This window comes from Cardiobacteriaceae bacterium TAE3-ERU3 (assembly GCA_019218315.1).
Lineage (GTDB): Bacteria > Pseudomonadota > Gammaproteobacteria > Cardiobacteriales > Cardiobacteriaceae > JAHUUI01.
The window spans coordinates 590225-614969 of record JAHUUI010000001.1; the positions used below are offsets into that span (position 1 = coordinate 590225).

Annotated in this window: 24 protein-coding genes; 14 read left to right on the plus strand and 10 right to left on the minus strand. The window is 49.1% G+C overall.

Translation table 11 applies throughout. From position 1 onward, the window contains the following. Positions 1-44: 44 nt before the first annotated feature. Positions 45-1229: a PLP-dependent aminotransferase family protein gene (locus KRX19_02640; protein ID MBV7433912.1), complete on the plus strand. Its 1185-nt coding sequence runs from the start codon at positions 45-47 to the stop codon at positions 1227-1229. Between the two features lie 22 nt (positions 1230-1251). On the opposite strand, the gene KRX19_02645 is transcribed toward KRX19_02640, so the two are convergent. Genes KRX19_02645 through KRX19_02660 form a run of 4 tightly spaced genes read right to left on the minus strand, consistent with a single transcriptional unit; the run spans position 1252 to position 5049 of the window. Beyond that, positions 1252-2634, minus strand: a complete 1383-nt coding sequence (locus tag KRX19_02645) for a hypothetical protein (protein ID MBV7433913.1) — start codon at positions 2632-2634, stop codon at positions 1252-1254. Positions 2635-2663: 29 nt separating this feature from the next. Beyond that, entirely contained in the window at positions 2664-4109 is a 1446-nt protein-coding gene (locus KRX19_02650; protein ID MBV7433914.1) for a YdiU family protein, read from the minus strand. After that, positions 4109-4675 (minus strand): SMI1/KNR4 family protein, encoded by a 567-nt coding sequence (locus KRX19_02655; protein MBV7433915.1) that lies wholly within the window; start codon positions 4673-4675, stop codon positions 4109-4111. Before KRX19_02655 ends, KRX19_02650 begins: the two co-directional genes overlap by 1 nt. Further along, the gene (locus KRX19_02660) at positions 4675-5049 is read right to left on the minus strand and encodes a DUF2237 domain-containing protein (protein MBV7433916.1); all 375 of its coding nucleotides are present in this window, start codon (positions 5047-5049) and stop codon (positions 4675-4677) included. The genes KRX19_02655 and KRX19_02660 overlap by 1 nt, the downstream gene beginning before the upstream one ends. A 117-nt stretch (positions 5050-5166) precedes the next feature. On the opposite strand from KRX19_02660, the gene KRX19_02665 reads away from it, so the two are divergent. The 9 genes from KRX19_02665 to KRX19_02705 all read left to right on the plus strand — a co-directional run bounded on the left by KRX19_02665 (position 5167) and on the right by KRX19_02705 (position 14199). Then, positions 5167-5886, plus strand: a complete 720-nt coding sequence (locus tag KRX19_02665; protein ID MBV7433917.1) for a (2Fe-2S)-binding protein — start codon at positions 5167-5169, stop codon at positions 5884-5886. A 4-nt stretch (positions 5887-5890) separates the two neighbouring features. Further along, positions 5891-6187: a DUF393 domain-containing protein gene (locus tag KRX19_02670; GenBank protein MBV7433918.1), complete on the plus strand. Its 297-nt coding sequence runs from the start codon at positions 5891-5893 to the stop codon at positions 6185-6187. A gap of 248 nt (positions 6188-6435) precedes the next feature. Then, complete coding sequence (locus tag KRX19_02675; protein ID MBV7433919.1) at positions 6436-7398, plus strand: TRAP transporter substrate-binding protein; 963 nt, start codon at positions 6436-6438, stop codon at positions 7396-7398. Further along, positions 7398-7904, plus strand: a complete 507-nt coding sequence (locus tag KRX19_02680) for a TRAP transporter small permease (protein ID MBV7433920.1) — start codon at positions 7398-7400, stop codon at positions 7902-7904. Before KRX19_02675 ends, KRX19_02680 begins: the two co-directional genes overlap by 1 nt. 10 nt (positions 7905-7914) lie before the next feature. Beyond that, positions 7915-9222, plus strand: coding sequence for a TRAP transporter large permease subunit (locus tag KRX19_02685; GenBank protein ID MBV7433921.1), 1308 nt, complete (start codon positions 7915-7917; stop codon positions 9220-9222). Further along, complete coding sequence (locus tag KRX19_02690) at positions 9222-9953, plus strand: LamB/YcsF family protein (protein ID MBV7433922.1); 732 nt, start codon at positions 9222-9224, stop codon at positions 9951-9953. The genes KRX19_02685 and KRX19_02690 overlap by 1 nt, the downstream gene beginning before the upstream one ends. After that, a complete protein-coding gene (pxpB, locus tag KRX19_02695) occupies positions 9953-10648 on the plus strand; it encodes a 5-oxoprolinase subunit PxpB (protein ID MBV7433923.1) in 696 nt (231 codons plus the stop codon). Before KRX19_02690 ends, pxpB begins: the two co-directional genes overlap by 1 nt. Next, entirely contained in the window at positions 10645-11502 is an 858-nt protein-coding gene (locus KRX19_02700) for a biotin-dependent carboxyltransferase family protein (GenBank protein MBV7433924.1), read from the plus strand. Before pxpB ends, KRX19_02700 begins: the two co-directional genes overlap by 4 nt. A 168-nt stretch (positions 11503-11670) precedes the next feature. Continuing rightward, entirely contained in the window at positions 11671-14199 is a 2529-nt protein-coding gene (locus KRX19_02705; protein MBV7433925.1) for a TonB-dependent receptor plug domain-containing protein, read from the plus strand. 35 nt (positions 14200-14234) lie between these two features. On the opposite strand, the gene KRX19_02710 is transcribed toward KRX19_02705, so the two are convergent. Continuing rightward, entirely contained in the window at positions 14235-15659 is a 1425-nt protein-coding gene (locus KRX19_02710; GenBank protein ID MBV7433926.1) for a PLP-dependent aminotransferase family protein, read from the minus strand. Between the two features lie 120 nt (positions 15660-15779). Here KRX19_02710 and pdxS point away from each other — a divergent pair, with 120 nt between their 5' ends. Together pdxS and pdxT are read left to right on the plus strand one after the other, a co-directional pair. Next, entirely contained in the window at positions 15780-16667 is an 888-nt protein-coding gene (gene pdxS, locus KRX19_02715; GenBank protein MBV7433927.1) for a pyridoxal 5'-phosphate synthase lyase subunit PdxS, read from the plus strand. After that, positions 16667-17254 carry a pyridoxal 5'-phosphate synthase glutaminase subunit PdxT gene (gene pdxT, locus KRX19_02720; protein MBV7433928.1) on the plus strand — a complete coding sequence of 196 codons (588 nt, stop codon included), beginning with the start codon at positions 16667-16669 and terminating at the stop codon, positions 17252-17254. Before pdxS ends, pdxT begins: the two co-directional genes overlap by 1 nt. A gap of 94 nt (positions 17255-17348) precedes the next feature. Here the strand turns inward: pdxT and KRX19_02725 are convergent, their stop codons facing one another. Together KRX19_02725 and KRX19_02730 are read right to left on the minus strand one after the other, a co-directional pair. Beyond that, positions 17349-17678, minus strand: coding sequence for a hypothetical protein (locus tag KRX19_02725; GenBank protein ID MBV7433929.1), 330 nt, complete (start codon positions 17676-17678; stop codon positions 17349-17351). Then, positions 17663-19567 (minus strand): hypothetical protein, encoded by a 1905-nt coding sequence (locus KRX19_02730; protein MBV7433930.1) that lies wholly within the window; start codon positions 19565-19567, stop codon positions 17663-17665. The genes KRX19_02725 and KRX19_02730 overlap by 16 nt, the downstream gene beginning before the upstream one ends. A 217-nt stretch (positions 19568-19784) precedes the next feature. Here KRX19_02730 and KRX19_02735 point away from each other — a divergent pair, with 217 nt between their 5' ends. Continuing rightward, positions 19785-20465 carry an HAD family hydrolase gene (locus KRX19_02735; GenBank protein MBV7433931.1) on the plus strand — a complete coding sequence of 227 codons (681 nt, stop codon included), beginning with the start codon at positions 19785-19787 and terminating at the stop codon, positions 20463-20465. Here the strand turns inward: KRX19_02735 and KRX19_02740 are convergent. Together KRX19_02740 and KRX19_02745 are read right to left on the minus strand one after the other, a co-directional pair. After that, positions 20462-21820, minus strand: a complete 1359-nt coding sequence (locus tag KRX19_02740) for a Na+/H+ antiporter family protein (GenBank protein MBV7433932.1) — start codon at positions 21818-21820, stop codon at positions 20462-20464. The two genes, KRX19_02735 and KRX19_02740, sit on opposite strands and share 4 nt — an antisense overlap. 136 nt (positions 21821-21956) lie before the next feature. Then, positions 21957-22460 carry a DUF308 domain-containing protein gene (locus KRX19_02745; protein MBV7433933.1) on the minus strand — a complete coding sequence of 168 codons (504 nt, stop codon included), beginning with the start codon at positions 22458-22460 and terminating at the stop codon, positions 21957-21959. A gap of 145 nt (positions 22461-22605) precedes the next feature. Between KRX19_02745 and KRX19_02750 the strand changes: the two genes are divergently transcribed. Beyond that, positions 22606-23877, plus strand: coding sequence for an aminotransferase class I/II-fold pyridoxal phosphate-dependent enzyme (locus KRX19_02750; protein MBV7433934.1), 1272 nt, complete (start codon positions 22606-22608; stop codon positions 23875-23877). An 82-nt stretch (positions 23878-23959) separates the two neighbouring features. Here the strand turns inward: KRX19_02750 and KRX19_02755 are convergent, their stop codons facing one another. Then, positions 23960-24658, minus strand: a complete 699-nt coding sequence (locus KRX19_02755; GenBank protein ID MBV7433935.1) for a DUF4198 domain-containing protein — start codon at positions 24656-24658, stop codon at positions 23960-23962. Positions 24659-24745 lie beyond the last annotated feature (87 nt).

Sequence of the window (24745 nt, forward strand, 5' to 3'; positions counted from 1 at the left end):
GTAGCAATAATCTATCCTGCTTAATTCATTGATGCAGGCAAACCATGGACAACCTCTTCTCAGATCGAATCAAAAAAACCAAACCGTCTTTTATCCGTGAAATTCTTAAAGTCACTGCCAACCCTGATTTCATCAGCTTTGCCGGTGGCTTACCACAGCCTGCATTATTTCCTTATGATGACATTGCACGTGCCGCTGAAGCCTTGTTTGCCGAGCAAGACCGCAGCATCCTGCAATACAGCACCACTGAAGGCAGCCCCGTACTGCGGCAATACATAGCGAACCGCTATAAAAAGCAATTCAATATCGACGTTGATCCAAGCAACATCATCATCACGACCGGTTCACAGCAGGCGCTCGACCTGCTTGGTAAAGTGTTTATCAATACCGGCGATAAAATCGTCATGGAAGACCCGGGCTATCTCGGCGCGATTCAGGCTTTTTCCATGTACGAACCGGAAATTAGAGGCGTGCCATTCAAGGATAACCGGCTGGATTTGGCGGTATTGGAAAACGTCTGCAAAGGCGCCAAATTCTTCTATTCCGTACCGACCTATCAAAACCCGACCGGCTTCGTCATTGATGACGCACAAAAGCAGGATATTGCTGCGATCATCAAAAACAGCGGCACGTATATCGTTGAAGACGACCCTTACGGCAACCTGACTTTTGAAGGTACGCACGACAGCAACTACTACGCTCTGATACCGGACAACACCATCCTACTCGGCTCATTCTCGAAAATTGTCGCACCAAGCTTGCGTATCGGCTGGATTGCTGCACCAACACCTGTCATTCAAGCAATAGCCGTTGCTAAACAAGCTGCTGACCTGCACAGCAGTTATTTGAGCCAGGCATTATTGGTCAAATACTTGCAAAACAACGACCTTGATGCGCATATCCGCACCATCTCGCAGCACTATAAAAACCAGCGTGACATCCTCATGGCTGCATTGCAGAGCAGCGAAACACTCAAAGCGATCAAATTCAATACACCAGCAGGCGGCATGTTCCTATGGGCAGAAATGCCGCACGGCCAATCAAGCAAGGATTTCCTCGAATATGCATTTGCGGAGAACGTTATCTTTGTACCGGGTGAAGTCTTTGCCATTGAAGCGGATGCGAGTAACACCCTGCGTATCAATTTCTCGTATCTCAATGAAGCACAGATTAGAGAAGGTGTTGCACGGTTGGAAAGAGCTTATAAAAATTTACTTAAAGTAACTTGAATTAATTAGATCTGATAATAGATTATTTTTTTAATTTTCTTTCGATGTGTATATATATACTTTTTCCTGTTCTATTTTTTTCTCCAATATGCTTGATAAGAATATTATCAATACGTTCAATATCATATTGGTCGCTAAATTCATAAGAGTAGATTAAATATTCTAAAATTGCAGTATATTTATTTAATATGGAAGAAATTCTATTCAATCTGCTTTCGTACATATAATCATTGTTAATATAAACTTCTCTGTCAGTAATAATGCTTTTAAGAGCATTGTTTAGATTGCCCGGTATTTCTATTATTATTTCAATAGGAATAACGTGTATTTTTTTAAACAGATTTTTAACTTTATTTCCTAATTCAATTTTATTTATTTTGTTTTCAAGTTCTTTAATAATTTTTTCCTTTTTGTTATCTTCTGCAAATATTAGTGTTTCATATGTTGTCCGGATAGTATTTATTAGTTCGTTAAATTCTTCTGTATTTGACAAATGATTTCTGTAATTTCTAGCTATATTATATTTTTCTAGAGCTTCATCGTAAAAATACAAAAAATCTTTCGAGGATATTTTTTCTCTATTTTTATTTGAAAAATAGATAAAATTATCTTCCTCGTTAAAGATAATATTTTTGTCATTACTGCCAATAATAGAAAAAAAACTAGTAATTTCATTAGTGCAGCTATCAATATATTCTATTTGGTTATTGTGCTCAAAGATTAATTCTTTAATATGTAAAATATTATTTTCTATTTCTTGCGAAATTAATTCAATTATATTATAATCAATGGAGAAATCCCCTAATTTAGATTGAGGGAATATCTCAATGTGTAGTTTTGTTATGTTTACTTCATGTTTATAGTCGGATTTTTCAATATATTTTTCAAATTCTTCTAGATGTTTAAAATAATTTGTAAAATTGTTTTGTGAATTTGCAACTTCTATCTGTTTTTTTGTTTGTTCTGAGCGGTGATTTGCAGCAAGTAAAGCTACAAGAGGTATTAATAGCGCCAATATTCCTAAAGAGAATCTATATATTTCTATAAAACTATTGAATCCATTGTAACTAAAATCAATGTATATTTTTTTACTATTTATAGTAATAATAAATGATGATATTAAAGATATAAGTATTATTGTTAGTCCAGTATTTATAACGATAGGCAGTTCGAAAAAACTTTTTTCAGGATTAAAAAAAATATTCTTATCTTTAAAACAAATATCGCTTTTTAAACTAGATATTATTTTTAATAATAAATAAGGTATAAATAGGTAAAAAATTCCTGTTAATATTATTTCTAAATTATTTAGATTGCTATTTTTTATAGTCATATATGCATAAATGCAAAATAATATACCGCAAACAATAAATATAAAAATTAAATATGATATTTTCTTTAACATAAATTTTCTCTAGCTAGGTATATTGAATATTACGTACCACAAAAGGTATTTTTGATTTGCTCATGTGGCTGTGGTGGTGCGCTATAGGGTTGTTTGTCGGGGCTGTCCTGATATGGGGTTGCGAGTGCGTGGTGTAGGTCGTGGAAGGGTTGCAGATCGCCGTTTTCCGCTGCTTCCAACGCGCGTGCGACTTGGTGATTGCGCGGGATGATGACGGGGTTGGCGTGGCGCATTGCCGCAAGGCTTGCTTGTTGGTCGGGTTCATCGTTCAAGCGTGTGCGCCAGCACTGTTGCCAGTGTCTCAGGGCATCATTATCACCGGTTATTTCGTGGTCGCTGTTGGCGATTCTGGTCAGGTCGGCAAAGGTGTTGGTGTAGTCGGCGTGCTGGTTATTCATTAATGCCAGCAAATCGTTAATCAGAATTTCGTCGTCTTTTTGTGCGTTAAGCAGACCGAGTTTGCGGCGCATCATGTTCAGCCATGTGTCTTGGTAGTAGTCGCCCATGTCGTGAATGGCTTGTTCGGCGTGGCTGATGGCACGTTTGCTGTCGCTGTTGATGAGCGGTAGCAGGGTTTCGGCGAGGCGGGCAATGTTCCACTGCGCTATGTGTGGCTGGTTGGCGTAGGCGTAGCGGCCGTGGCGGTCGATGTAGCTGAATACGGTGGCGGGGTCGTAGTTGTCCATAAATGCGCATGGTCCATAATCAAGGGTGTCGCCACTGATCGCACAGTTATCGGTATTCATCACGCCGTGAATAAAGCCGACGCGCATCCATTCACTGACCAGTTCGGCCTGTGCGTTGCCAACGCAGTGCAGAAAGGCGAGTGTGGGGTTATCGGCTTGTACGCAGTCGGGATAGTGGCGGGCAATGGCGTAGTCAAGCAGGGTTTGCACCAGTTCGCTGCCGCCTTTGGCCGCGGCGTATTCAAAGGTACCAACGCGCAGATGCGAGCGCGCGACGCGAGTGAGAATTGCCCCTTTTTCTGCCTGTTCGCGGTATACGGCTTCACCAGTACTGACGGCGGCAAGGGCGCGGCTGGTCGGGATGTTCAGTGCGTGCATGGCTTCACTGACGAGGTATTCACGCAGCACGGGCGCCAGTGCTGCGCGACCATCTCCGTGGCGTGAGTACGGGGTGCGGCCAGCACCTTTGAGGACGATGTCGTGGTGGTTGCCGTTGTTGACGTGTTCGCCGAGCAGGATAGCGCGGCCATCACCGAGAATGGTGAAGTTGCCAAACTGGTGTCCGGCGTACGCTTGGGCGATGGGCTGTGCATCGTCGGGCAAGGTGTTACCGGCAAAGAGATTGGCGAGGGTAGTTGTATCAGGTGTATTGCCGAGATTGAGTGTTTGCGCAAGCTCGTCGTTCCACATCAGGAGTTGCGGATTATTGACCGGCGTCGGTTTCTGCTCACTGTAAAGTGCGCTTGGCAGGTTACGGTAGCTGTTATCGAAGTGGAATATTTGGATCATTAGAGAAGCCAGTCTGTTTCGAGTACGCCGTCTTCAAGCGTGTATTGCCGTTCGCGCAGGGTGTTGAGGATGCGTTGGCTGAATCCAGCAAAAGAAGTAGCAATAATGGTGTCGTCGTTTGCGAGGTCTGTAGCGGGTGAAAGCCGGAAGATTTGCCCGTGTGTGCCGTTTTTGCCGGGGTCAAGGTCAAGAATCAGGCGGGTACTGGCTTCGTAGTCGGAAAAGGGTATCCAGCGCGGACTCCAGTACAGCGGTTTTATTTTGTTTTCGATTAGGTGGTCGATGGGTTCTTCATTGGCAAAAAGCTCGTTCATCATTTGCCAGTTTGCAATGATGTCGTCTATCGGAAGCAGTGCGTTGTAGCCGATGGCGAGGTGTTCGTAGTGGTTGTGTTGCTGGCCGTTGCAGGTAGCAAGATAGGCTTTGAAGTCGTCGGGTAAGGATACATCAAGGGTATTTTCGAGGTAGGCGATCTCAGCTGTACTGGCAGCGGGATTGATACTTTGGTGAATAGCAGGCGCGATATGTTGCAGTTCGTCGAGGATGCGTTGCCAGATACTCTTCATTAGCGTTCTTCCTCGGGAATGCCGTAAGCAATCAAGGCGGCCAGAGGAATAACCTCTAGTGCACGTTCGTCGCAGGCATCGAGTAATACTGGCGGTGCAACGCCGACTTGGTAAGCTTCGTACCAGCGTTCAGCGCATAAGCACCAGCGATCGCCAGGTTGCAGGCCGGGGAAGCCCCACTCCGGGCGTGGCGTCATGAGGTCGTTGCCTTGGCGCTTACTGAAGCGTAAAAATTCGGCAGTCATTTGCGCGCAGACGCTGTGGTTGCCGGGGTCGCTACCTGCGGTGTGGCAATAGCCATCGCGGTAGAATCCGGTGACAGGCGCGAAGCAGCAGGGGATAAGTGTTTTTCCAAAGATGTTTCTTGCGGTCATGGTCGAGGCGGGATTTGCATATAAGCGTACTGTACACGGTTTGCGTTTAAAATTGGACTTTCATTATTTATATCGGCGCAAGGTTATAATGCGCGTTCGTTTTTAATGTGTAGCGCGATGTTTTTTGATTTGGTCGATCATTATTTCTCTGCTGAACGCGATGAAATTATCGCGCAGTTGCGCAAGCTTGCGTACAGGGATGATAGTGCATCAGTAGTAGCGCTGAATGATGTGATGACGGTACCGCGCTACAGCAGCGAATGGCTGATGGCAGAAATGCGCACATTGGGCACAAATCGGCGCATGATTGCCGCGTCGTTGATGCACAAAAAGCTGATGAAAGCGACCCTGACTACATGGCTGGCGGCGTATTTGCTCGGTGAGCAGCCCGCAAGTAATGGATTGGCGCTTGAGGTCGCTGCACCGCACCGGCTGCACTGGTCGAAAGACACCAATCAAAACGTTGATCCTTATGATTTTCTCTCGGAACTGGCAACACAGTTTGTACGCCATATGTACGATATTCATCGCTTGTCGCCGGATATTGCTTTTGGTAATGCAGCGATGACGCTGGCGGTGCCGTGGTCAAAACTGGCAGGTTTTCGCCATGACGGTGAGGCAGTGATGGCTTCGGCAGAGCAATTTTTTGCGCGTTTATGCCCGGAGCTTGGAGCGATGCTTGAATGGCATGTATTGCATCAAAATGGGCAAAATGCAGCGTATGCACGGCGGCGCAGTTGTTGCCTGAAATATCGCGTTGAAGGCAAGACGTACTGCACGACGTGCAATAAAGTTGTGATTGAAGAACAACACGCCGCTTTACTCGCAAAATGGTGAGGCCATGAATTATCGTATTTTTTACGATGCTGAATGCCCTATTTGCCGCTGCGGGATGGCGCATATCCGCGCGTGTAATATCAAAGGCAATTTGCATTCGTTAGCACTACAGGATCACCCTGATTTATTGGCTGAATACGGTATTGATACGGATGAAGCAATGATGATTTTGCATCTCGTCGATGACGACGGCAAAATTTATGCGGGCATAGCGGCTTTCCGTATTATTTACCGTGAAAATGGCTGGCGATGGTTGGCAACATTTTTGGGTTTACCAATCGTGCACCAAGTTAGTGGGTAGTTGTATCTGCTTATTGCTCGTCACCGTTACAAAATACCAGCGTGGCTGTTGCCCAAGGTCAAAGCAAGAGGGAATTGTCAGCAGGGCAAGTATTCGCATGAGTCGGTTATAAAATAACACCATGATTTTTTTGTGTAAAAATCCATTTTTGGTATGTATTTGCATATAAATCATTAATATTATGCCTTGCATAGCATTTGACTTTGTGAATAATAACTACCCCCTATTGTCAATAATGGATGGTTATTATGAAATTACTCGCTCTTGCTGTTGCACTCGCTACAGGTAGCGCTGCTGCCGCCACTTCATGGAACATGGCGACCCCTTATGCGGACGGGGAATTCCATACCCAAAACATCAAGCAGTTTATTGATGATGTGAACAAGGCGACCGATGGTGAAATCGACATCACCCTGCATTCTGGTGCGTCTTTATACAAAGCGCCGGAAATTTTCAAAGCAGTACGCTCGAATCAGGTGCAGCTCGGTGAATTGCTGGTATCCAGCCTCGGCAATGATGATCCGGTTTTTCAGGTTGATACCCTGCCGTTCCTCGCCACCAATTACGACGATGCGAAAAAGCTGTGGGCTGCATCAAAGCCTTATATTACGGAAGCACTGAAAGAAAAAGGCGCGATTTTGCTCTACACCACGCCGTGGCCGGGGCAGAACTTCTACACTAAAGAGCCACTCAATAGCGCCGACGACCTAAAAGGCAAGAAGATGCGCGCTTATAACGCGATGACTTCCGGCATTGCTGCGCAGCTCGACGCTGCACCGACCACGATCGAAGTTTCAGATATTCCACAGGCATTCTCGACCGGACAAATCGACGCGATGATTACCTCAAGCGCGACTGGCGCATCTTCACAGGCGTGGGATTTCGTCAATAACTACACCCGCGTCAATGCGTGGTTGCCGAAAAACATGATTTTTATCAACGAGCGCACCTGGCGTCGCCTTGATGAAGCGACACAGCAGGCAATTCTTGACGCCGCGGCTGCTGCCGAAGCGCGTGGCTGGGAAATGTCTGCCGAGAAAAACGCCGCCAGCGAGCAGATTTTGGCTGAAAATGGGATGAACGTTGCTGATGCCAATGAAGCGCTGACCGAAGCCTTGACCGAAGTTGGCCACAATATGGCTGATGAATGGACGCAGGCTGCGGGTGAAGATGGCGCAGCGATTCTCGAAGCCTACCGCAGCAGTAAATAATGCGCCTGTGTATGCTGAAACGTGCGCTACACGGCGTATATTCGGCAGCGGGCATTGCAGCAGCATTAAGCATGCTGCTGATTCTCGGCCTGATTGTCGCGCAAATCGTTGCGCGACAATTTGATACCCACATTCCCTCGTCTGGCGATGTGATGGGTTATGCCGTGGTATGGGCAACTTTCCTCGGCCTGCCTTACACCATGCAGGCGCGCGGACATATTCGCGTTGAGCTGGTTACCAGCCGCCTGCCGCGCCAGTACCGTCGCCCATTGGCATTGCTCATCGGCCTGTTTGCGACGGTGATGCTTGCGGTGCTGTCGTACTTCGTCATTATGCTGATTTACGAGTCGTGGGAGTATCAGGATGTCACCGACGGCGAAATCCCGCTGCCACTGTGGCTGGTGCAATTGCCGATGGCAATTGGCTGCGTATTGTTCACCCTGTCGATGCTGACAACCACGGTAGAAGACTGGCTGGCAAAGCCGCACCCCGTGGATATTTCATAATGGATTGCTAATGGATCAACTCACCATCGCTCTGATTTTACTCGCTGTGTTGTTTGGCTCTCTGGCGCTGGGTTTGTGGGTTTCGTTGTCTTTGCTGATGGTCGCAGTAAGCGGCTATTGGCTGATAGACAACAGCCAGTGGGGCAATATCACCGCAACCATTGCCTGGGGTTCGATTGCTGACTGGAAGCTTGCGCCGCTGCCGATGTTCATCTGGATGGGGGAAATACTGTTCCGCTCGGGCCTGTCGAAAAACCTGTTTGATGGCCTGTCGGTATGGCTGAACCGTCTGCCCGGCAAATTGTTTCACGTCAATACTTTGAGCTGCGGCATTTTTGCTGCGGTGTCAGGTTCGTCGGCGGCGACGGTCGCTACAGTCGGCAACATCACTTTGCCGCAACTCAAGCGCCTCGGGTACCGCGAATCGTACGCCATCGGCGGATTGGGCGGCTCGGGTACGCTTGGCTTGCTGATTCCGCCGTCGATCATGATGATTATTTACGGCGTGGCAGCCGAAGTCTCGGTATCGCGCCTGTTTATGGCGGGGGTATTGCCGGGCATTTTGCTGATAGTGCTGTTCATGGGCTACACCATGATTTATTGCTGGTTGAACCCCGATGCCGTGCCGGATAACCCGCCCGAAGCTGCGCAGAACAACAAATTGCGCGCCACATTCAAATTACTGCCGGTTGTTTTGCTGATTGTCGCGGTACTTGGCTCGATTTACGCCGGTATTGCGTCGCCGATCGAGGCATCCGGTCTGGGTGTGGTCGGCGCACTGATACTGACCCTGCTCGAAGGCAGCCTGACGTGGCGGACGTTTTGCGATGGCCTGATGGCGGCAGTGAAGACCACGGCAATGTTGCTGTTTATCATCGTCGCGGCGACCGTACTCACCAATGCAATGGGCTTCATCGGCCTGCCGCGCGAGCTGGCACAAGCCGTAGCGGCAATGGATTTATCGGTCGGATTGCTGATTGTCATGCTGACTCTGCTGTTCATTCTGCTCGGCTGCTTCCTCGACGGTATTTCGGTCATCCTGCTCACCACGGCGACCATCCTGCCAATGGTACAGGCCGCGGGCATCGATCCGCTGTGGTTCGGCATTTATCTGGTGATCGTCGTGGAAATGTCGCAAATCACACCGCCGGTCGGCTTTAACCTGTTCGTCCTGCAAAGCCTCACCGGTAAAGACCTGATGCTGATTGCGCGCTACACCATGCCGTTTTTCTTCCTGATGATGCTGGCAATCGTCCTCATCTGGCTATTCCCTGAAATCGTAACGTGGCTACCGACGACCATGACGGAGGCAAGATAATGAAAAAGTGGTTACTCAATGCAGACGTTGGCGAAGGCTGCGACGACAGCCTCGTCATGCCGTTTATCGACTGCGCCAATATCGCTTGCGGCGCACACGCTGGCGACAGCGATACCATGCTTCGCACCCTGGAACTGGCGAAGCAGCATCAAGTCACGCCCGGTGCGCATCCGGGCTATCCTGATCCGGCCAATTTCGGACGCTTGTCACTCGATATGGACGCAGACAGCGTTGAAGCGACGGTCAGTGCACAAATTGCCGCATTGAGCGAGATGGCGCTGTCGCTTGCTTATCCGCTTTACTACGTGAAGCCACACGGCGCACTCAACCACGACATGTTGCAAAAAGACGATGTTTTTCGCGCCATTTGTCGTGCCGTGGTTGCGGACAGCCCCGACCTCGCGCTGATGGTACCGACCAATGCTCGCCACGACGTACAGCAAGCCATTGCCGACGAGTACGGCTTGAGCATTTGGTGGGAAGTCTTTGCCGACCGCGGCTACGAGCCAAGCGGGTTGCTGCGCAGCCGCAAGTACGACGATGCGCTGCATGGCAGTGCGGAACGCATCATCGCACAACTCGATGAAATCACCCGCCACGCACGTATTACCGCCATCGATGGCGCTGCACTCGACGTCAGCAATGCCCGCACCATCTGTATCCACGGCGATCACGCTGCCTCGGTTGCCGCGATACGCCAGTGGAAAACCGCAGCAGAGCGTGAATCGTAGTGAGTAGCGCAAAGACCACATTAAGCTGGACGGCCGCAGGCGAGCGCGCCGTGATGCTGTATCTGCCCGAACCGCCGCAGGACGACTACCCGTTGCTTTTGCGCGCGTTGATGGGGCATTATCGTGCGCAGTTTGCGACCATCATTGATATGGTACCCGCTTACCGTAGCCTGCTGCTGGTCTTTGCCGATAGTGACATCCCCGCGCAAGCCATTTGCGACAGCGGCAACGATTTCCTCACCGCCTACAATCCCGTGCAGGCACAGCAAGGCGTCACGACCCACACCATTCCCGTGTGCTACGCCGCTGAATACGCACCTGACCTCGCCGACCTCGCTGCCAGCCACGGCCTGAGCGTGGATGAGGTCATCGCGCAGCACACCGCCGACAGTTATAGCGTCTGCTGCCTCGGCTTCATCCCCGGCTTTGCGTTTCTCGGCTATGTGGATGAACGCATTGCCACGCCGCGCCATCACAACCCGCGCAGTAAAGTCGCCAAAGGCAGCGTTGGCATTGCCGGCCGCCAGACCGGTATTTACCCTGCTGACTCACCCGGCGGCTGGCAGATTATCGGCCGTACACCGGTAACGCTATACGCACCTGAACGTGGCCTGTATTCACGCTTTAATATTGGCGACAAAGTCCGCTTTAGTGCCATTAGCGCCGACGAATTTGCCAACTGGACAGACGAATGAGCAAAGCACTATTCCGCGTGATTCGCACCGCACCACTGACCCAACTGCAAGATGCCGGACGATTCGGCCATCTGCACCTTGGCTTTAGCCACAGCGGGCCGATGGATGAAAGCGCTTTTGCCATCAACCAGCAATTACTCGGTGACGACGGCAGCAGCGCGCAACTCGAATTTGCCCCCGGTGGCCTGATGCTCGAAGTGCTTGCCGACGTCACCATTGCGCTCAGTGGTGCATACATGCAGCCGATGTTGAACGGCAAACCGCTGGTTAACTTCTGCGCACACCAGCTCAAGCAGGGCGACCGCCTTGATTTCGGCTTTGCCAAGCGTGGCATTTATGCCTATCTTGCGGTCAAAGGCGGCTTTGCTGCTGCGCCAATCCTCGGCAGCCGCAGCAGCACCGCACGCCTCAATTTACACGCACAACAAGTGCAGTCCGGCACTGTTTTGCGCGGCAGTGGTGAAGTGCTGGCCGAAGCGCAAGGCTGGCCGCGAAAAGACATCCCCGATTACCAATGCGATACGCTTGAGGTGATTCCCGCTTGCCAATATGAGCAATTTAGCGCGGAAATGCGTGAGCTGTTCAGCACACAAACCTATCGCGTCAGCACTGGCGACCGCATGGGCACACGCCTGCAAGGCGACAGCGCGATTAGCTATGACCACGGTGAATTACTCTCCGAAGGGTTGGTACCTGGCGCAATCCAGATTACCCGCGAAGGCCAGCCTATTGTGCTGCAAAAAGATGCCCAATCCATTGGCGGCTACCCGAAAATCGGCGTACTCACCGAAGCGAGCCGTAGCCTGCTCGCACAGATGAACAATGGCAGGGAATTGCAGTTCCGCTTTGTGTAAGTGTGATTTGAGGTGTATTTTCGCGAGCTTGTGATGATGAGTAATAAGATGAGTTAGAGTGTGTTGATGTAGCCTTGCAGGCAGGCAACTTCTAATAGAAGTAGAGAATGTATTTTATGTTATGGTATAACGTTTCGAAAATAATATAAAATATGGGAAACTTACTGAATGAAACTCAATAAACTGTCTGTTTTTATTGTACTTTACTGCTCAACACCATGTGGCTACGCACAAGACATCCAACTTGATACGATTGATGTTTTTGGTACGAGATCAGATGATAATGAAAAAATAACCACGCAAGATATTGAATCTAGTGTTGGTGCTGATCGTAATATTACTGATTTGTTGAAAGAAAATAATGCTATACGCTATTCAAGTAATGGTAAAAATAGCCAGATGCTGGGGGAAATTGCACCTGCTAATGTGTCCTTTTATGGTGAGCGATATTACAACAACAATTTGATGCTTAATGGCGTAAGTATTAATAACAACATCAATCCCGTTGGTATGGGTGAGAATGGCAGGCTGCCTTTCGATCATACAGCGACAATTTTACCCTCTGAGTTACCGCGTGGGCATGCCCAATCCTTTTGGGTGAGTCCTTCTCTGTTGGAAGAGGTAGATGTGCATGCGAGTAATGTGTCGAGTGAATTTGGTGGGTTTACAGGTGGTGCTGTTAATGCCAAATTGAAAAAACCGACTGCTGACAAAGCTTACGGCTCACTTTCCTACCGTACCACGCGTGCTGCCTGGACGAAGTTCCATTTAGACGGAGATTATCAAGAAGCTTTCGAACAGGCGTATTTACCGCTTGCCCAGCCCGAATTTATCAAGCACGAATATAATCTGACCTTAAACCAGCCGATTAATGACCATTCTGCGTTGCTATTTTCCTATGACCGGCAGCAATCCGATATTCCATTGCAACAACGCTATTTAGATAGATGGGTAACGCAAGAGAGGAAATCGAAAAATATTTTATTGAGCTATGAAAATGTAATAAATGACGCCAATATTGTTTCCGCCAACCTTCTCTATGCACCGCATGCTGGCTCGTATTTTTTGGATAATGCCAAAGATGGACGCTTTGTCGAAAGTGGCGGTGGTTTGCTGGGTGAATTGACGTGGGAGTCTTTTACGCCATGGGGCGACAGTACGACAACTTTGCACTATCGCAATGATAAAAACCAGACCAAATATGATGCAGATACTCTTTATCGCTATACCAAAACACCAAGTATTGACTGGGTTTCAGACCCCGGTACAGATGAAGCAACCAAAGGTGGAATCGGTAAACGTACCACGGAGCAGAAAAGCATTGGTATTCGGCAAAATATCGAGTTTGAACCCCGCACTTTTGCTAGCTCAGCGCATACCTTTAAAGTTGGATGGTCTTTTGAGCGTAATACCTCGAAAGTAAAGCAGGGAAAGCTTGCTCAGCAATACTCAGGGGCGAAAACTGGTTCTTATTATGAAGACCCTTCTAGCCCATATGGTTATTCCTTTAAACCATTTGATTTGAGAGATTGTGAAGACTGCATACCCGGAGAGCAGTTTTTTACTTCAAAGTCCCTTTATTATCCTGTTAATGCCCAAGTTTCGCACAATCGTACAGCGTTGTACCTTGAGGATAATATTAAATGGCATGGTTTTACTTTCCGCCCGGGTGTACGTCTTGATTATGCGCAGTTCACCAAAGAAGTGAATATCGCACCAAGATTTTATATGGATTACGATTTGCAAGCTAAAGACCGTACCCATTTTAGCTTGGGATTAAACCGCTATTATGCAAGTGGTCTCATTGATTATAAATTGCGCTCTGCCTACACATTTCATGATAATTTTTCTCGCTGGGAATATGCAGATGGCTGGAGTTTAGGTACCCCAACACAATATGTTGCTTACAAAAATAAAGGCCTAACCACGCCTTATAGCGATGAAATTGCACTCGGGCTATCACATGAAATGGCAAATACCCTGTGGCGTTTTGAATGGATAAACAGGCATAGCAAAAAACAGCTGATGAGTAAAATAGACTATCAGGCGAACCCACAAGAACGCTGGTTGGTGAATGAAGGTGAGCATCGCTCTAATAATTTTAGTTTGAAGCTCAATAATATTGAGCCAATAAAGATGAAATGGGTGGATTTAAATTGGTCTATTGGTGCAAGCTATCAGAAAACCACTACTAATCAGACCGGCAGTGATTATACCCAGCGCACTTGGGGCGATTACGACGTTCAAAAAGTCATCGTCAAGGATGAACTGAAACCGATTGAAGAAACGCCGGCAACCCGATTCAATCAACCGTGGTTGGCTTATGCACGTTTGGATACGCATTTCCCAAGCATCGGATTAAATTGGTCACAGCGACTGAATTACCAATCCGGTTATCGCGAGACCTCTCTCTCGGGTATACGTTGCTCGGCAAAAATTGCGGCATGCGGCGGATATAACGGCATAGTTGCCAAATATGAGGAAGTGAAATACCCCAACCACTTTACCGTTGATTGGCTGTTTGAATGGAAGAAAAAGTTTACCAACGAACATGAGTTATCCGTGAACTTGACTGCACTGAATGTATTTAACACAGTCATCAAAGTACAAAAAGAAAGCTACGACTATGGCAATACCTATTACCAAACCTATTTGCCCGGGCGGCAATTCTGGTTAGGCGCCAAATATCGTTGGTAGCTTTATGACATACTTTGGGGAATACAGCGCCATTTTTATGGCGCTGTATTTTTTTGATAGTTCCACGCCTGCATTAATAGTAGCACGGCATCGTGTAATTCCTCGCTGGTGAGATGACCGAAGCCGAGCGAGAACAGCGGCAGGCCGCGGTGGTTTTTGACCGGATAGAGCTTGATTGATGCTTGAGCGGCAAGGGCTTCGAGTTCGTGGGTGCTGCGTGATTCGTTGCGCAGTTCGATGAGCAGGTAAAAGCCCGAGGCTTCGCCGTGGTAGCGCAGGTGCTCGCTGTATGGCTGCAAAAGCAGGCACAGTTGTTCCATTTTTTTGCGGTAGGCGGCGCGCATACGGTAGATGTGTTTTTCAAATTCGCCGCTGTGCATGAAGTCGGCGATGAGATGCTGGTCGATGCGCGAGACGTTGCAGTTAAACACGCTGCACACACGTTGGTAGGTGGGCAACAACGCGGGTGGCAAGACCATAAAGGTGATGCGCAGCGACGGCATCAGCAGTTTGGAAAACGAGCCGAGGTAGATTACGTGGCCGTGCTGGTCGAGATGTTGCAGGGATGGTACCGGCTTGCCCTGATAGCGGAATTCACTGTCGTAGTCGTCCTCGATAATGTAACGTCCGGCTTTGGCGTGCGCCCAGTCGAGCAATTGGTGACGCTCTTTGATTGGCAGCACGGTGGCGTAAGGGTATTGGTGCGACGGGGTAACGTAAAGGATGTCAGCGTTGCTTTGCCCGAGCAGAGAAAAGTCGATTTTCTGGTGCGCGTCGAGCAGCGGCAGTTTGACCACGCTTTTGCCCGAGGCGCTAAGCAAGTGTTCGACGACGGGGTAGCCGTGTTCTTCCATCGCGTAAGTGAGTTGCGCATGTGGATGATGGTGGGCAAAGAGTAGGATGAGCTGGCTCATGCCGCTTTCGACACCGGCAGTGATGATGATTTGTTCGGCGCTGCAATGAACACCGCGCGAGGTGTGCAGGTATTGGCGGATTTGCTCGCGCAATACCGCTTCGCCTTGTTTGTCGCCAAGGCAGAGCAGGTCGCGGTGGCGTTGGTTGAGCAGGTTTTTCAGTCCTTTTTTCCATGCACTGAACGGAAACAGGCTGGTGTCGATCAGGTTGGGATTGAGGTCGTAGCGGTATGCGGGTTTTGTGTTGGCCGCTGGCTGTGGTGCGGGTATGGGTTGGCTTTGCGCGAAGACTTGTTCGCCGTCAAAGCAGACGAAAAAGCCGCTGCGCGGTTTGGCTTCAATGTAGCCTTCGGCGAGTAGCTGAGCGTAGGCGGATTCGACCGTGTTGCGGCTGATGGCGAGGTAATCCGCCATATAGCGCTTGGACGGCAAGCGTTGCCCGACGCGCAATGTACCGGCATAAATTTCCTGCTTTATTTGCTGGTAAAGCTGCAAATAAAGCGGTGTGGCTTGAGTCTTGTCGAGCTTGAGAATGAGGTGTTTCACGGTTGGTTAGTGGTGGCGGCAATCTGACCCCATCAAGTTTAGCAAAATTGGTGCTTTTAATGATACCTGTTTAGCGGACAATGCCGCTTCTCAAAACAAACAACCCCAAAGGATATTTAAATGGAAAAGCAAACCGGTAACGATACGGTCAAGCGCGGTATGGCGCAGATGCAAAAGGGCGGCGTGATTATGGACGTGGTCAATGCCGAGCAGGCGCGGATTGCCGAAGCGGCAGGCGCCGTGGCAGTAATGGCGCTGGAACGCGTGCCGTCGGACATTCGTGCTGCCGGTGGCGTGGCGCGGATGGCGAACCCGAATATCGTTAAAGAAGTGATGGACGCGGTATCGATTCCGGTGATGGCAAAAGCGCGTATCGGCCATATTACCGAGGCACGCGTGCTGGAAGCGATGGGCGTGGACTACATCGACGAAAGCGAAGTACTGACCCCGGCTGATGAAGAATTTCACCTGCTTAAAAGCGAGTTTACCGTGCCGTTTGTTTGCGGTTGTCGTGATTTGGGCGAGGCGCTGCGCCGCATCGGTGAAGGTGCGGCGATGTTGCGTACCAAGGGTGAGCCGGGCACAGGCAACATCGTTGAAGCCGTACGCCACATCCGTAAGGTTAACGCACAAATCCGCAAAGTGGTCGGGATGCTCGACGACGAACTGATGACCGAAGCCAAGAACCTCGGCGCACCGTTCGAACTGCTGCGTGAAATCAAACGACTGGGCAAGCTGCCAGTGGTCAATTTTGCCGCCGGCGGTGTTGCAACGCCAGCTGATGCAGCGCTGATGATGGAACTGGGCGCAGATGGCGTGTTTGTCGGTTCGGGCGTGTTCAAATCCGATACACCGGAAAAATTTGCGCGTGCGATTGTCGAAGCAACCACGCATTATCAGGACTACGACTTGATTGGTCGCCTCTCTGCCGACCTCGGTGAACCGATGCGCGGTATTGATATTGCCACGTTGCGCACGGAAGAACGTATGCAAGAGCGCGGTTGGTAATGTCTGATTACGCACAATACCGCATTGGTGTTCTTGCGCTGCAAGGTGCGGTTAGCGAGCACATGGCGCAGATCACTGCGCTCGGTGCGCAGGCGGTAGCGGTCAAGCAGGTTGCACAACTCGCCGACCTTGACGCGCTGGTGCTGCCGGGCGGTGAAAGCACCGCCATCGGCAAGCTGATGGTTGAATACGGCTTTATCGACGCGATTCGCACTTTTGCTGCCAGTGGCAAAGCGCTATTCGGCACTTGCGCGGGCATGATTTTGCTTGCCTCGGAAATCGAGGGGCAAAGCCAACCGCACCTTGATTTAATCGCTATTCGCGTACGCCGCAATGCATCGGGTCGGCAAGTGAGTAGCTATCAGGCGGACTTGGCAATCAAGGATATGGATGCACCATTTCCTGCGGTGTTTATTCGTGCGCCGTATGTCAGTGAGTTGCTCGCTGATGATGTGGAGGTGCTCGCCGAAGTGGAAAAAAACAATCCGGTACTGGTACGCCAAGGCAATATCCTCGCCTGCTCATTTCACCCTGAATTGAGCGATGATGGTCGGGTGATGCGCCTGTTTTTGGATATGATTGGCTGATTTAACTACGTTGGATTTAGCCAAGAAAAAGCCGCCAGTTTGAACAGAGCTGGCGGCTTTTTCTGTCAATGAATTTTTGAGCGATATGGTCGCATCAATTTAACCGCATTAATTTCATGAGTTCTGCGCATTCGGCATTGGCTTTCTGGTGTTCTTCTGTGCTCATGTTGTTCCATTCTTCTCTGAAACCGTCAATATCAACTTCATCTGCAGCATCTTGGTCACCTGAGGCAGCAGCATATTCTTTCATTTTTTCCAATAGGGTGAAGCAGTTATTCTCTTCGGCTTGTGCAGTGCTCATCGCTGTAAGGATAAGCATCAGGCTGATGGTGATTTTTTTTATGTCGGCTCTCCAAATTATATAAATAGAAATATTAATGAACGATTGTAGCTGAAAAATGATCCGCTTTATATCAGCAGCCACAATATCAATGTGCAGAGTAATAAATAAGTCGTAAGCAGCGCGATACACGGGATCAGGCGGCTTTGCGGATTGTTGATGATAAATGGTTTGGCATTATCGGCTTGTTGTAGCCATGCGTTGAGACGGGCGGCGAGTTGTTCGGTGTGGTTGGGGCTGCCGGGTGTGCCTTCGTGGTTGCTTTGTACGCGGGTGATGTTGCCGTTGTGCTGGTGCAAGTAGAGGTGGGTGGTGATAGTTTCGCTGTCTTGAATGTCGGATGTGCTGTTGATGGTGGTGTGTGTACTCGCTTTGCTTATGTCGCTTAGTTGCCAATGGTCAAGCGTAGTATTGAAAAGTGCCGTGGTGAGGATGTGCGCGTCAGCGCGTTGTGCTGTATGGCGCTTGAGGATAATTATGCGACGAGTAGTGCAGTTATAAATGATAAATGCGACCGTCATCAGAATAAGCGGCACAGCGAGATAGGTACCAAGGCTGTATTTGATTGCGGCGAAGTGGAATTGGCTGAGCGCCGCGAGCAGCGCACTGCTAATAACCAATGCGGCGACAGCGGGCAGGATGTTGTCGTTGGGCAGGTTGAGGCGTAAGGTGAGATTGCTGCGGTTATCCAATGTGCGTCGTAAAAGGTTGGCAATACGACGAAATTCCTCATTATTTTCTGCTGGAATATCCTGTTCCTGCGTATGCCCATTTTGCCGGGTAATGGCCAAGCTGTGCTCGCCGGTATTGCTGGTGAGCGCGGTAATATTATCGATATGAACGGGTGTGCCAAGTGGTTTGCGGTAGAGCCAGGTTTGTAGGGTGAATGTTGCTGTTGGATTGCGGGCATCAAGGGTAAGTAGTTGATGCGTTTGTGGCTCGATCAGGTAAATACGCACCAGCAGTTGTGTGGCAAATATTAGTGCGATGAGCAAAACGGCTTTTAGTACAGAAACAACGATGTTGCCAGTTAAAAATTGGAGCAGCGTGGTTGGCTGGTAGATAGCGAGTAGAACGGCACTGAGAGAGGCAACCGCAATAACAGCTGAAAGTAGGAATCGTAATAGCGATGGACGATAGATATGTAAGACGCGACGGCCGTGTGGTTCAGCAATGAACTGGCGAATGGTTGCAGCGGTATGCTGGCTGCTCTCGATAGCGTAAGCGGCATCGGCAAGCGGGTATGGATGACCACTGCCATCATTCAAAATCAGTAAAGAGGTCGGATTGCTTGGCCGTGGCAAGACGAGGGTTTGCGCGCCAGTAACACCATCTATTTGCCAACGGCGTAGGGGAATAAAGCCGAAGATGACGTCTTGGATGGTGGCGTGCACTTTGCCATTGGGTTGGCGCTTGAGGGTCAGGCGTGTCCAGCGTGTAGCAATGGAGAGCATGGCAAAGGTAGCGAAGCAGGCCACTGTGGTGGTGAGCACGTGTGCAAGCTGCTGTTGTGTCTCGTCGAGTGGCGGCAGGCTGATTGCTGTACCCAGTGCGATGGCAGTGACTATTGCAGCAATAAACAGGCGCATAACGGTGTGACCCGGATTATTGAGCGCTACGGTAACGGGCTGATTACTGCCGAGGGCGCTATTAAGCCGGTTTACCACATGGTGTAAATCTTGTTCAGAAGGTAGGTTATGGTGGATTTTGTGCGGTTTTTTATTTGTGCGCTGGCAGAGTATTGTGCCGTAAGCGTAGTTGCCGCCAATCTGTGTTGATTGACTGCGAAAACCGCTGACATTACGAATACGCTTGGCAAAGGGCAGGCGTATACCGCAAACATGATGGCTAATAACGAGATTTTGCTGCACAACTTGCAAGCGGCGATGGTGCAACGGCGCGAGGGTACCGCGGTAAAGATAAGCCAGCGCAGCGAGATTAACGCAGAGGAAAACAAGGATTTCGACAATCATGTGTTTTGTTCAAGTGACAATCTTGCCGCATGATAAATGGATTGTGTTGCATGGATATTTCTTTTTTCGCGTGGAAATGACAGTCTCATTCCAAAACGATTACAGGGTAACCAAAAAATAAAAACAACGCCGTGTTTTTATATGCTGTAACCGTTTTCCGGTCGCCTCTTACAGCAGTTATGTTTAAATGTGATTGATGTATTTACAGGGACTTGAAATGACAAAGTATCAGGCAGTATTACTCGATTTCGACGGCACGCTTGCCGATACCAGTGCGCCGTTTGCTTATGCAGTGGCACAGGCTTTTGCCGAGAGTGGCTATGGCGTACCAAGCGAGCAAACCATGCGTACGGTAATGGGAAAAGGATTGCCACTTGAAGGAACGTTACATGCGTTGATGGCTGCGTTGGGGCTTAAGCCAAATGACGATGATATTGCTGAGATGGTTGTGCTGTACCGCAAGATTTATTTCAGTGAGGAGGCGATCAGCCGTACGCAGTTTTACGAAGGGGCGCAGGCTTTGCTTGAGTATTGCCGTGATAACGGGGTTTTAGCGTTCATTTTTAGCAATAAAAGTACTGTTGCAATTAGTAAAACATTGGATCATTTCAACTTAACTGCATTGATAGAGGGTATTGTCGCTGATGATGGTATGACGCCGCGCAAGCCTAACCCAAGCGGTTTTGAGCAATTTTTTAGCACTAATTACCCCGAGATTGCTCGCGAGCAAGTACTGATGGTTGGCGATACCATGACCGATGTGGCTTTTGCTGAAAACTGCGCGATTGATTGCTGCTGGATGCGCTATGGCTACGGTGATAATGCGGCTTTGCCAGATGGCGCGGTCAGCTATGTTGCTGACCGCTTGATTGATGTTGTTGAGATTCTGAAGGGTTAAAGCACCATTGCCGCAATCCATCCAAACGCCAACAGCGGAATATTGAAATGCAGGAAGGTGGGCACGACTGAGTCCCAAATATGGTCGTGTTTGCCGTCCATGTTAAGACCGGACGTCGGGCCGAGGGTTGAGTCTGATGCCGGTGAACCTGCGTCACCAAGTGCTGCGGATACGCCGACGATAGCTGCGGTTGCCAATGGTGAGAAGCCAAAGGTCAGGCACAGTGGTACGTAAATTGAGGCGATGATTGGTACGGTTGAGAATGATGAGCCGATGCCCATGGTGATGAACAGCCCGATCAACAGCATGAGAAACGCAGCCAGCCCTTTGTTGTCGGTACCGACGGTGGTGCTGAAGGTTTGCACCAGTTCAGTGACGCCACCAGTAGCGTTAATCACTTTGGCAAAGCCGGAGGCGGCAATCAGTACAAAGCCGATCATTGCCATCAGGCGCAGGCCTTGCTGGAAAATATCGTTGCTTTCCTTGATGTGGAAAATACCGCCCAAGGCGAAGATAACCAGGCCGACCAATCCACCGATGATGGTGGATTCGGTGAATAGCTGCACGGCAAAGGCGGCAACAATCGCGATGATACTGATTGCAATGTGGTGCGGTTTGATCGCCGCAACACGTTCGGCAAGGTCGTTGGTTGTGGGTTCATCACTGGCTGCAACGTAAATGCGTGGCTTGCGGTAGGTAAAAAATACCGCAGTTAGTAAACCAAGGATCATGCCACTGACAGGAATCAGCATCGCCAGTGAGATTTCAGCGACTGATGTTTGCAGGTTTAATGCGGCACCAGCTTCGTTAATGTTCTTGACCAAAATACTCTCGATAAAGATTTTCCCGAAGCCAACTGGCAGTAGCATATAGGTAGCGGTGAGACCAAAGGTCAGTGCGCAAGCTGCTGCACGGCGGTCGAGCTGGAGCTGGTTAAAAATTCCGAGCAGTGGCGGCACGACAATTGGAATAAAGGCGATGTGTACCGGCAGGATGTTCTGCGATGACATGGCAAACAGCAGCAAAATAGCGAGGAGCAGATACTTAAACCAAAAGACTGCTTTGACGCTTGGCGTCGCACCGAGCCGGCTAATAACTTTGTACGCAAGCAAATCTGTGATGCCGGATTTTGAAATTGCGACGGCAAATGCACCGAGGATGGCGTAGTTCATCGCTACGGCTGCACCGCCACCGAGGCCGTCAGTAAAGGTGGATATGGTGTTATCAAGGCTCAATCCACCAACTAAGCCGGCGGTGAGAGCGGCAAAAATCAGTGCGATAACGACGTTGATGCGCAGCAAGCTGAGCGCAAGCAGTACGATGATAGAAATAATGACTTCATTCGTCCACAGCATGGCTTTTCCTACAATAAAATTACATATTATTTATGAAAAAATGTACTTTTGTCGAGGCAAATAACTATTTTAAAATAGTGAATAAATAAAAAAGCCCGCGTGATGCGGGCTTTTTTATTTCGCGTTTATAGTCTGATTAGACGTTGTTACGCGACAGCATGATCATGGTAATACCGTTGGAAATCAGCTCAACAGCAAGCAGAACGCCAAGAATAACGGTTGCTGATTCTGGATAATCAGAGAAGATCATTACTGCAAGGATGACAGAAATCAGCCCTGAAAGCAGTACTGGCCAGAAAGCAATGGTGTTGCGTAAGCTAAATGACGTAACGATTTTGACGATACCGGTCGCCATAAACAGGATAGCGATAACCATGGTCAAGGCAAGAACGCCTTTGAGAGGCTGCTGCAACAGCTCAAAGCCAACCAATACGCCGATTACGCCACCAATCGCGCCAAAAATCTTGCCGCCCGTAGTCGGTGCGCGGAACATGGCAATAAATTGCAGAATACCAACCAGTAAGAACATCCAACCGGCAAGCATCTCAGCGGCAAGCGTCGCTTGAAGTGGATTCCACAAGGCGAAAATACCGCCAAGCACACTGATGATACCAACAACTAGCCATAATGTACGATTCATATACCCTCCGTGTTTTATGAAATAAAGAATCTTTCTCAATTATACGCATCATTCTAATTAAATTGTCACTTTTATTTAAATTTTGAGGTTATGCTGTGCAGCTGTGGGTATATACTGAATTTTCATTATAAATAATGGAGTTGTCATGAAATTCTCAACCCTTGCTATTCACGCTGGCTATCGCCCGGAAGAGACGACTAAATCAGCAGCAGTGCCGATCTACCAGACTACTTCTTATACCTTTGACAATACGCAGCATGGTGCGGATTTGTTCGACCTTAAGGTCGAAGGCAATATTTACACGCGCATCATGAACCCGACCAATGCCGTGCTCGAAGCACGGGTCAATGCACTTGAAGGTGGCGTTGGAGCGCTGGCAGTTGCTTCCGGTATGGCCGCAATTAGCTATGCGATTCAAGCGATTGCATCGCAGGGCTGCAATATTGTTTCGACCAGTCAGCTATACGGCGGCACTTATAATCTGTTCGCGCATACCTTTCCCAATCAAGGGATTGAGACGCGCATGGTGGCGCACGATGATTACGACAAACTCGAAGCATCCATTGACGACAATACCCGTGCGCTGTATTGCGAGTCGATTGGTAATCCGGCAGGTAATGTGGTTGATATTGCGCGCTGGGCAGCGATTGCCGACAAATATGGTGTGCCGCTGATTGTCGATAATACCGTCGCGTCGCCGTATTTGTGTCGCCCATTTGAGCACGGTGCACATATCGTGGTGCATTCACTGACCAAATACATTGGTGGTCATGGTACGACGATTGGCGGCATGATTGTCGATTCGGGCAAGTTTGACTGGAAAAAGCACGCCAAGCGCTTTCCGATGCTCAATGAGCCTGATCCTTCTTATCACGGTGTGGTTTATACCGAGGCGCTGGGTGAGGCGGCATATATTGGGCGTTGCCGGGTGATTCCGTTGCGCAATACCGGTGCAGCGTTGTCGCCGTTTAACGCTTTCCAATTGATGCAGGGCTTGGAAACTTTATCACTGCGCATGGAGCGCCATTGCGCAAATGCGGAAAAGATTGCGGCATGGCTTGAGCAACACGATAAAGTCAGCAAGGTTAATTACGCAACGTTGGCGAGCAGCCCTTACCGTGAAACAGCGCAGAAAATTTGTGGCGGTAAAGCGTCGGGCATTTTGAGCTTTGAGCTAAAAGGTGGTCGCGAAGCCGGTGGCCGCTTTATTGACGCACTGCAACTGATTTTCCGCCTCGTCAATATCGGTGATACTAAAACCCTCGCATGCCATCCAGTCTCAACCACGCACCGTCAGCTTAATGGTGAAGAATTGGCAAGTGCGGGCGTCAGTGAAGGCTTAGTGCGGATCTCAGTCGGCATTGAAGACGTTGACGACATCATTGCTGATATCGCGCAGGCCTTGGATAAGGTGTGATTGACCAAAATTAAGCGATATGGATGACAAAAAGGCCAACGCAGGACGTTGGCCTTTTTTATTACAAATGATAGCTAGGGGCTTAGTGTGGCTTAAAGCCCAATGTACCGGTCAATTGCAAGGTTTGCGCCTGAGTGTTTTCTAGCTGGTACGGCAGCTTAACTGAGGCGCCGATGATTTCATAACCATCTTGAGGAGTGCGCAGGGTGATCTCGGCAATGCCATCTTTATCAGTGGTGAGGCCATCAATATCGCCGACCTGATCTTCAAATTCCGCACCGGCGTATGGTTTACCATCAAGTGTAACCAAGACTTTCAGTTTGTCACCTTCTTTCAGTTTCAGAGGGTTATGCAGTGGAGTGACCTCAATTTTCATACCAACTGGCTTACTGTATGCTTCGTCCCACTGGAAGATGCCTTTGCCAAGTTTGTAAATATGGCGGGTATCAAAAATAACCCCTTCAACTTCGGTGCGTGGCTTGTGGAAATGCTTGTCAGCAGTAAAAGTGAAGTAGCCAAAATCATATTCGGCCGTCATGAGGCCGACACTACCATCTTCAGCAATAACCGTGCCGGAAGTGTAGTCATAACCAACTTTGACGCGCTTATCGACATCATACGCAGTGAGACCAATAACATTCTGTGGGTCGGGTTCTTCCCAGTGGTCATCCGCCCAGAAGCGAATCGTATAGCCATTGTCTGTTTGCGCAGGGAAAAGATTGTGTGCTGAGGCTGTTGCGGCCATCAGAGAGCACACCAGTAGTCCATATAACTTTTTCATAATCGTTCCATTTAAGTGAACAGCACACGCTGCGAGTAGCATTCTACCTCATAAATGATAATGATTATTAGTTTATGTAATTTGATG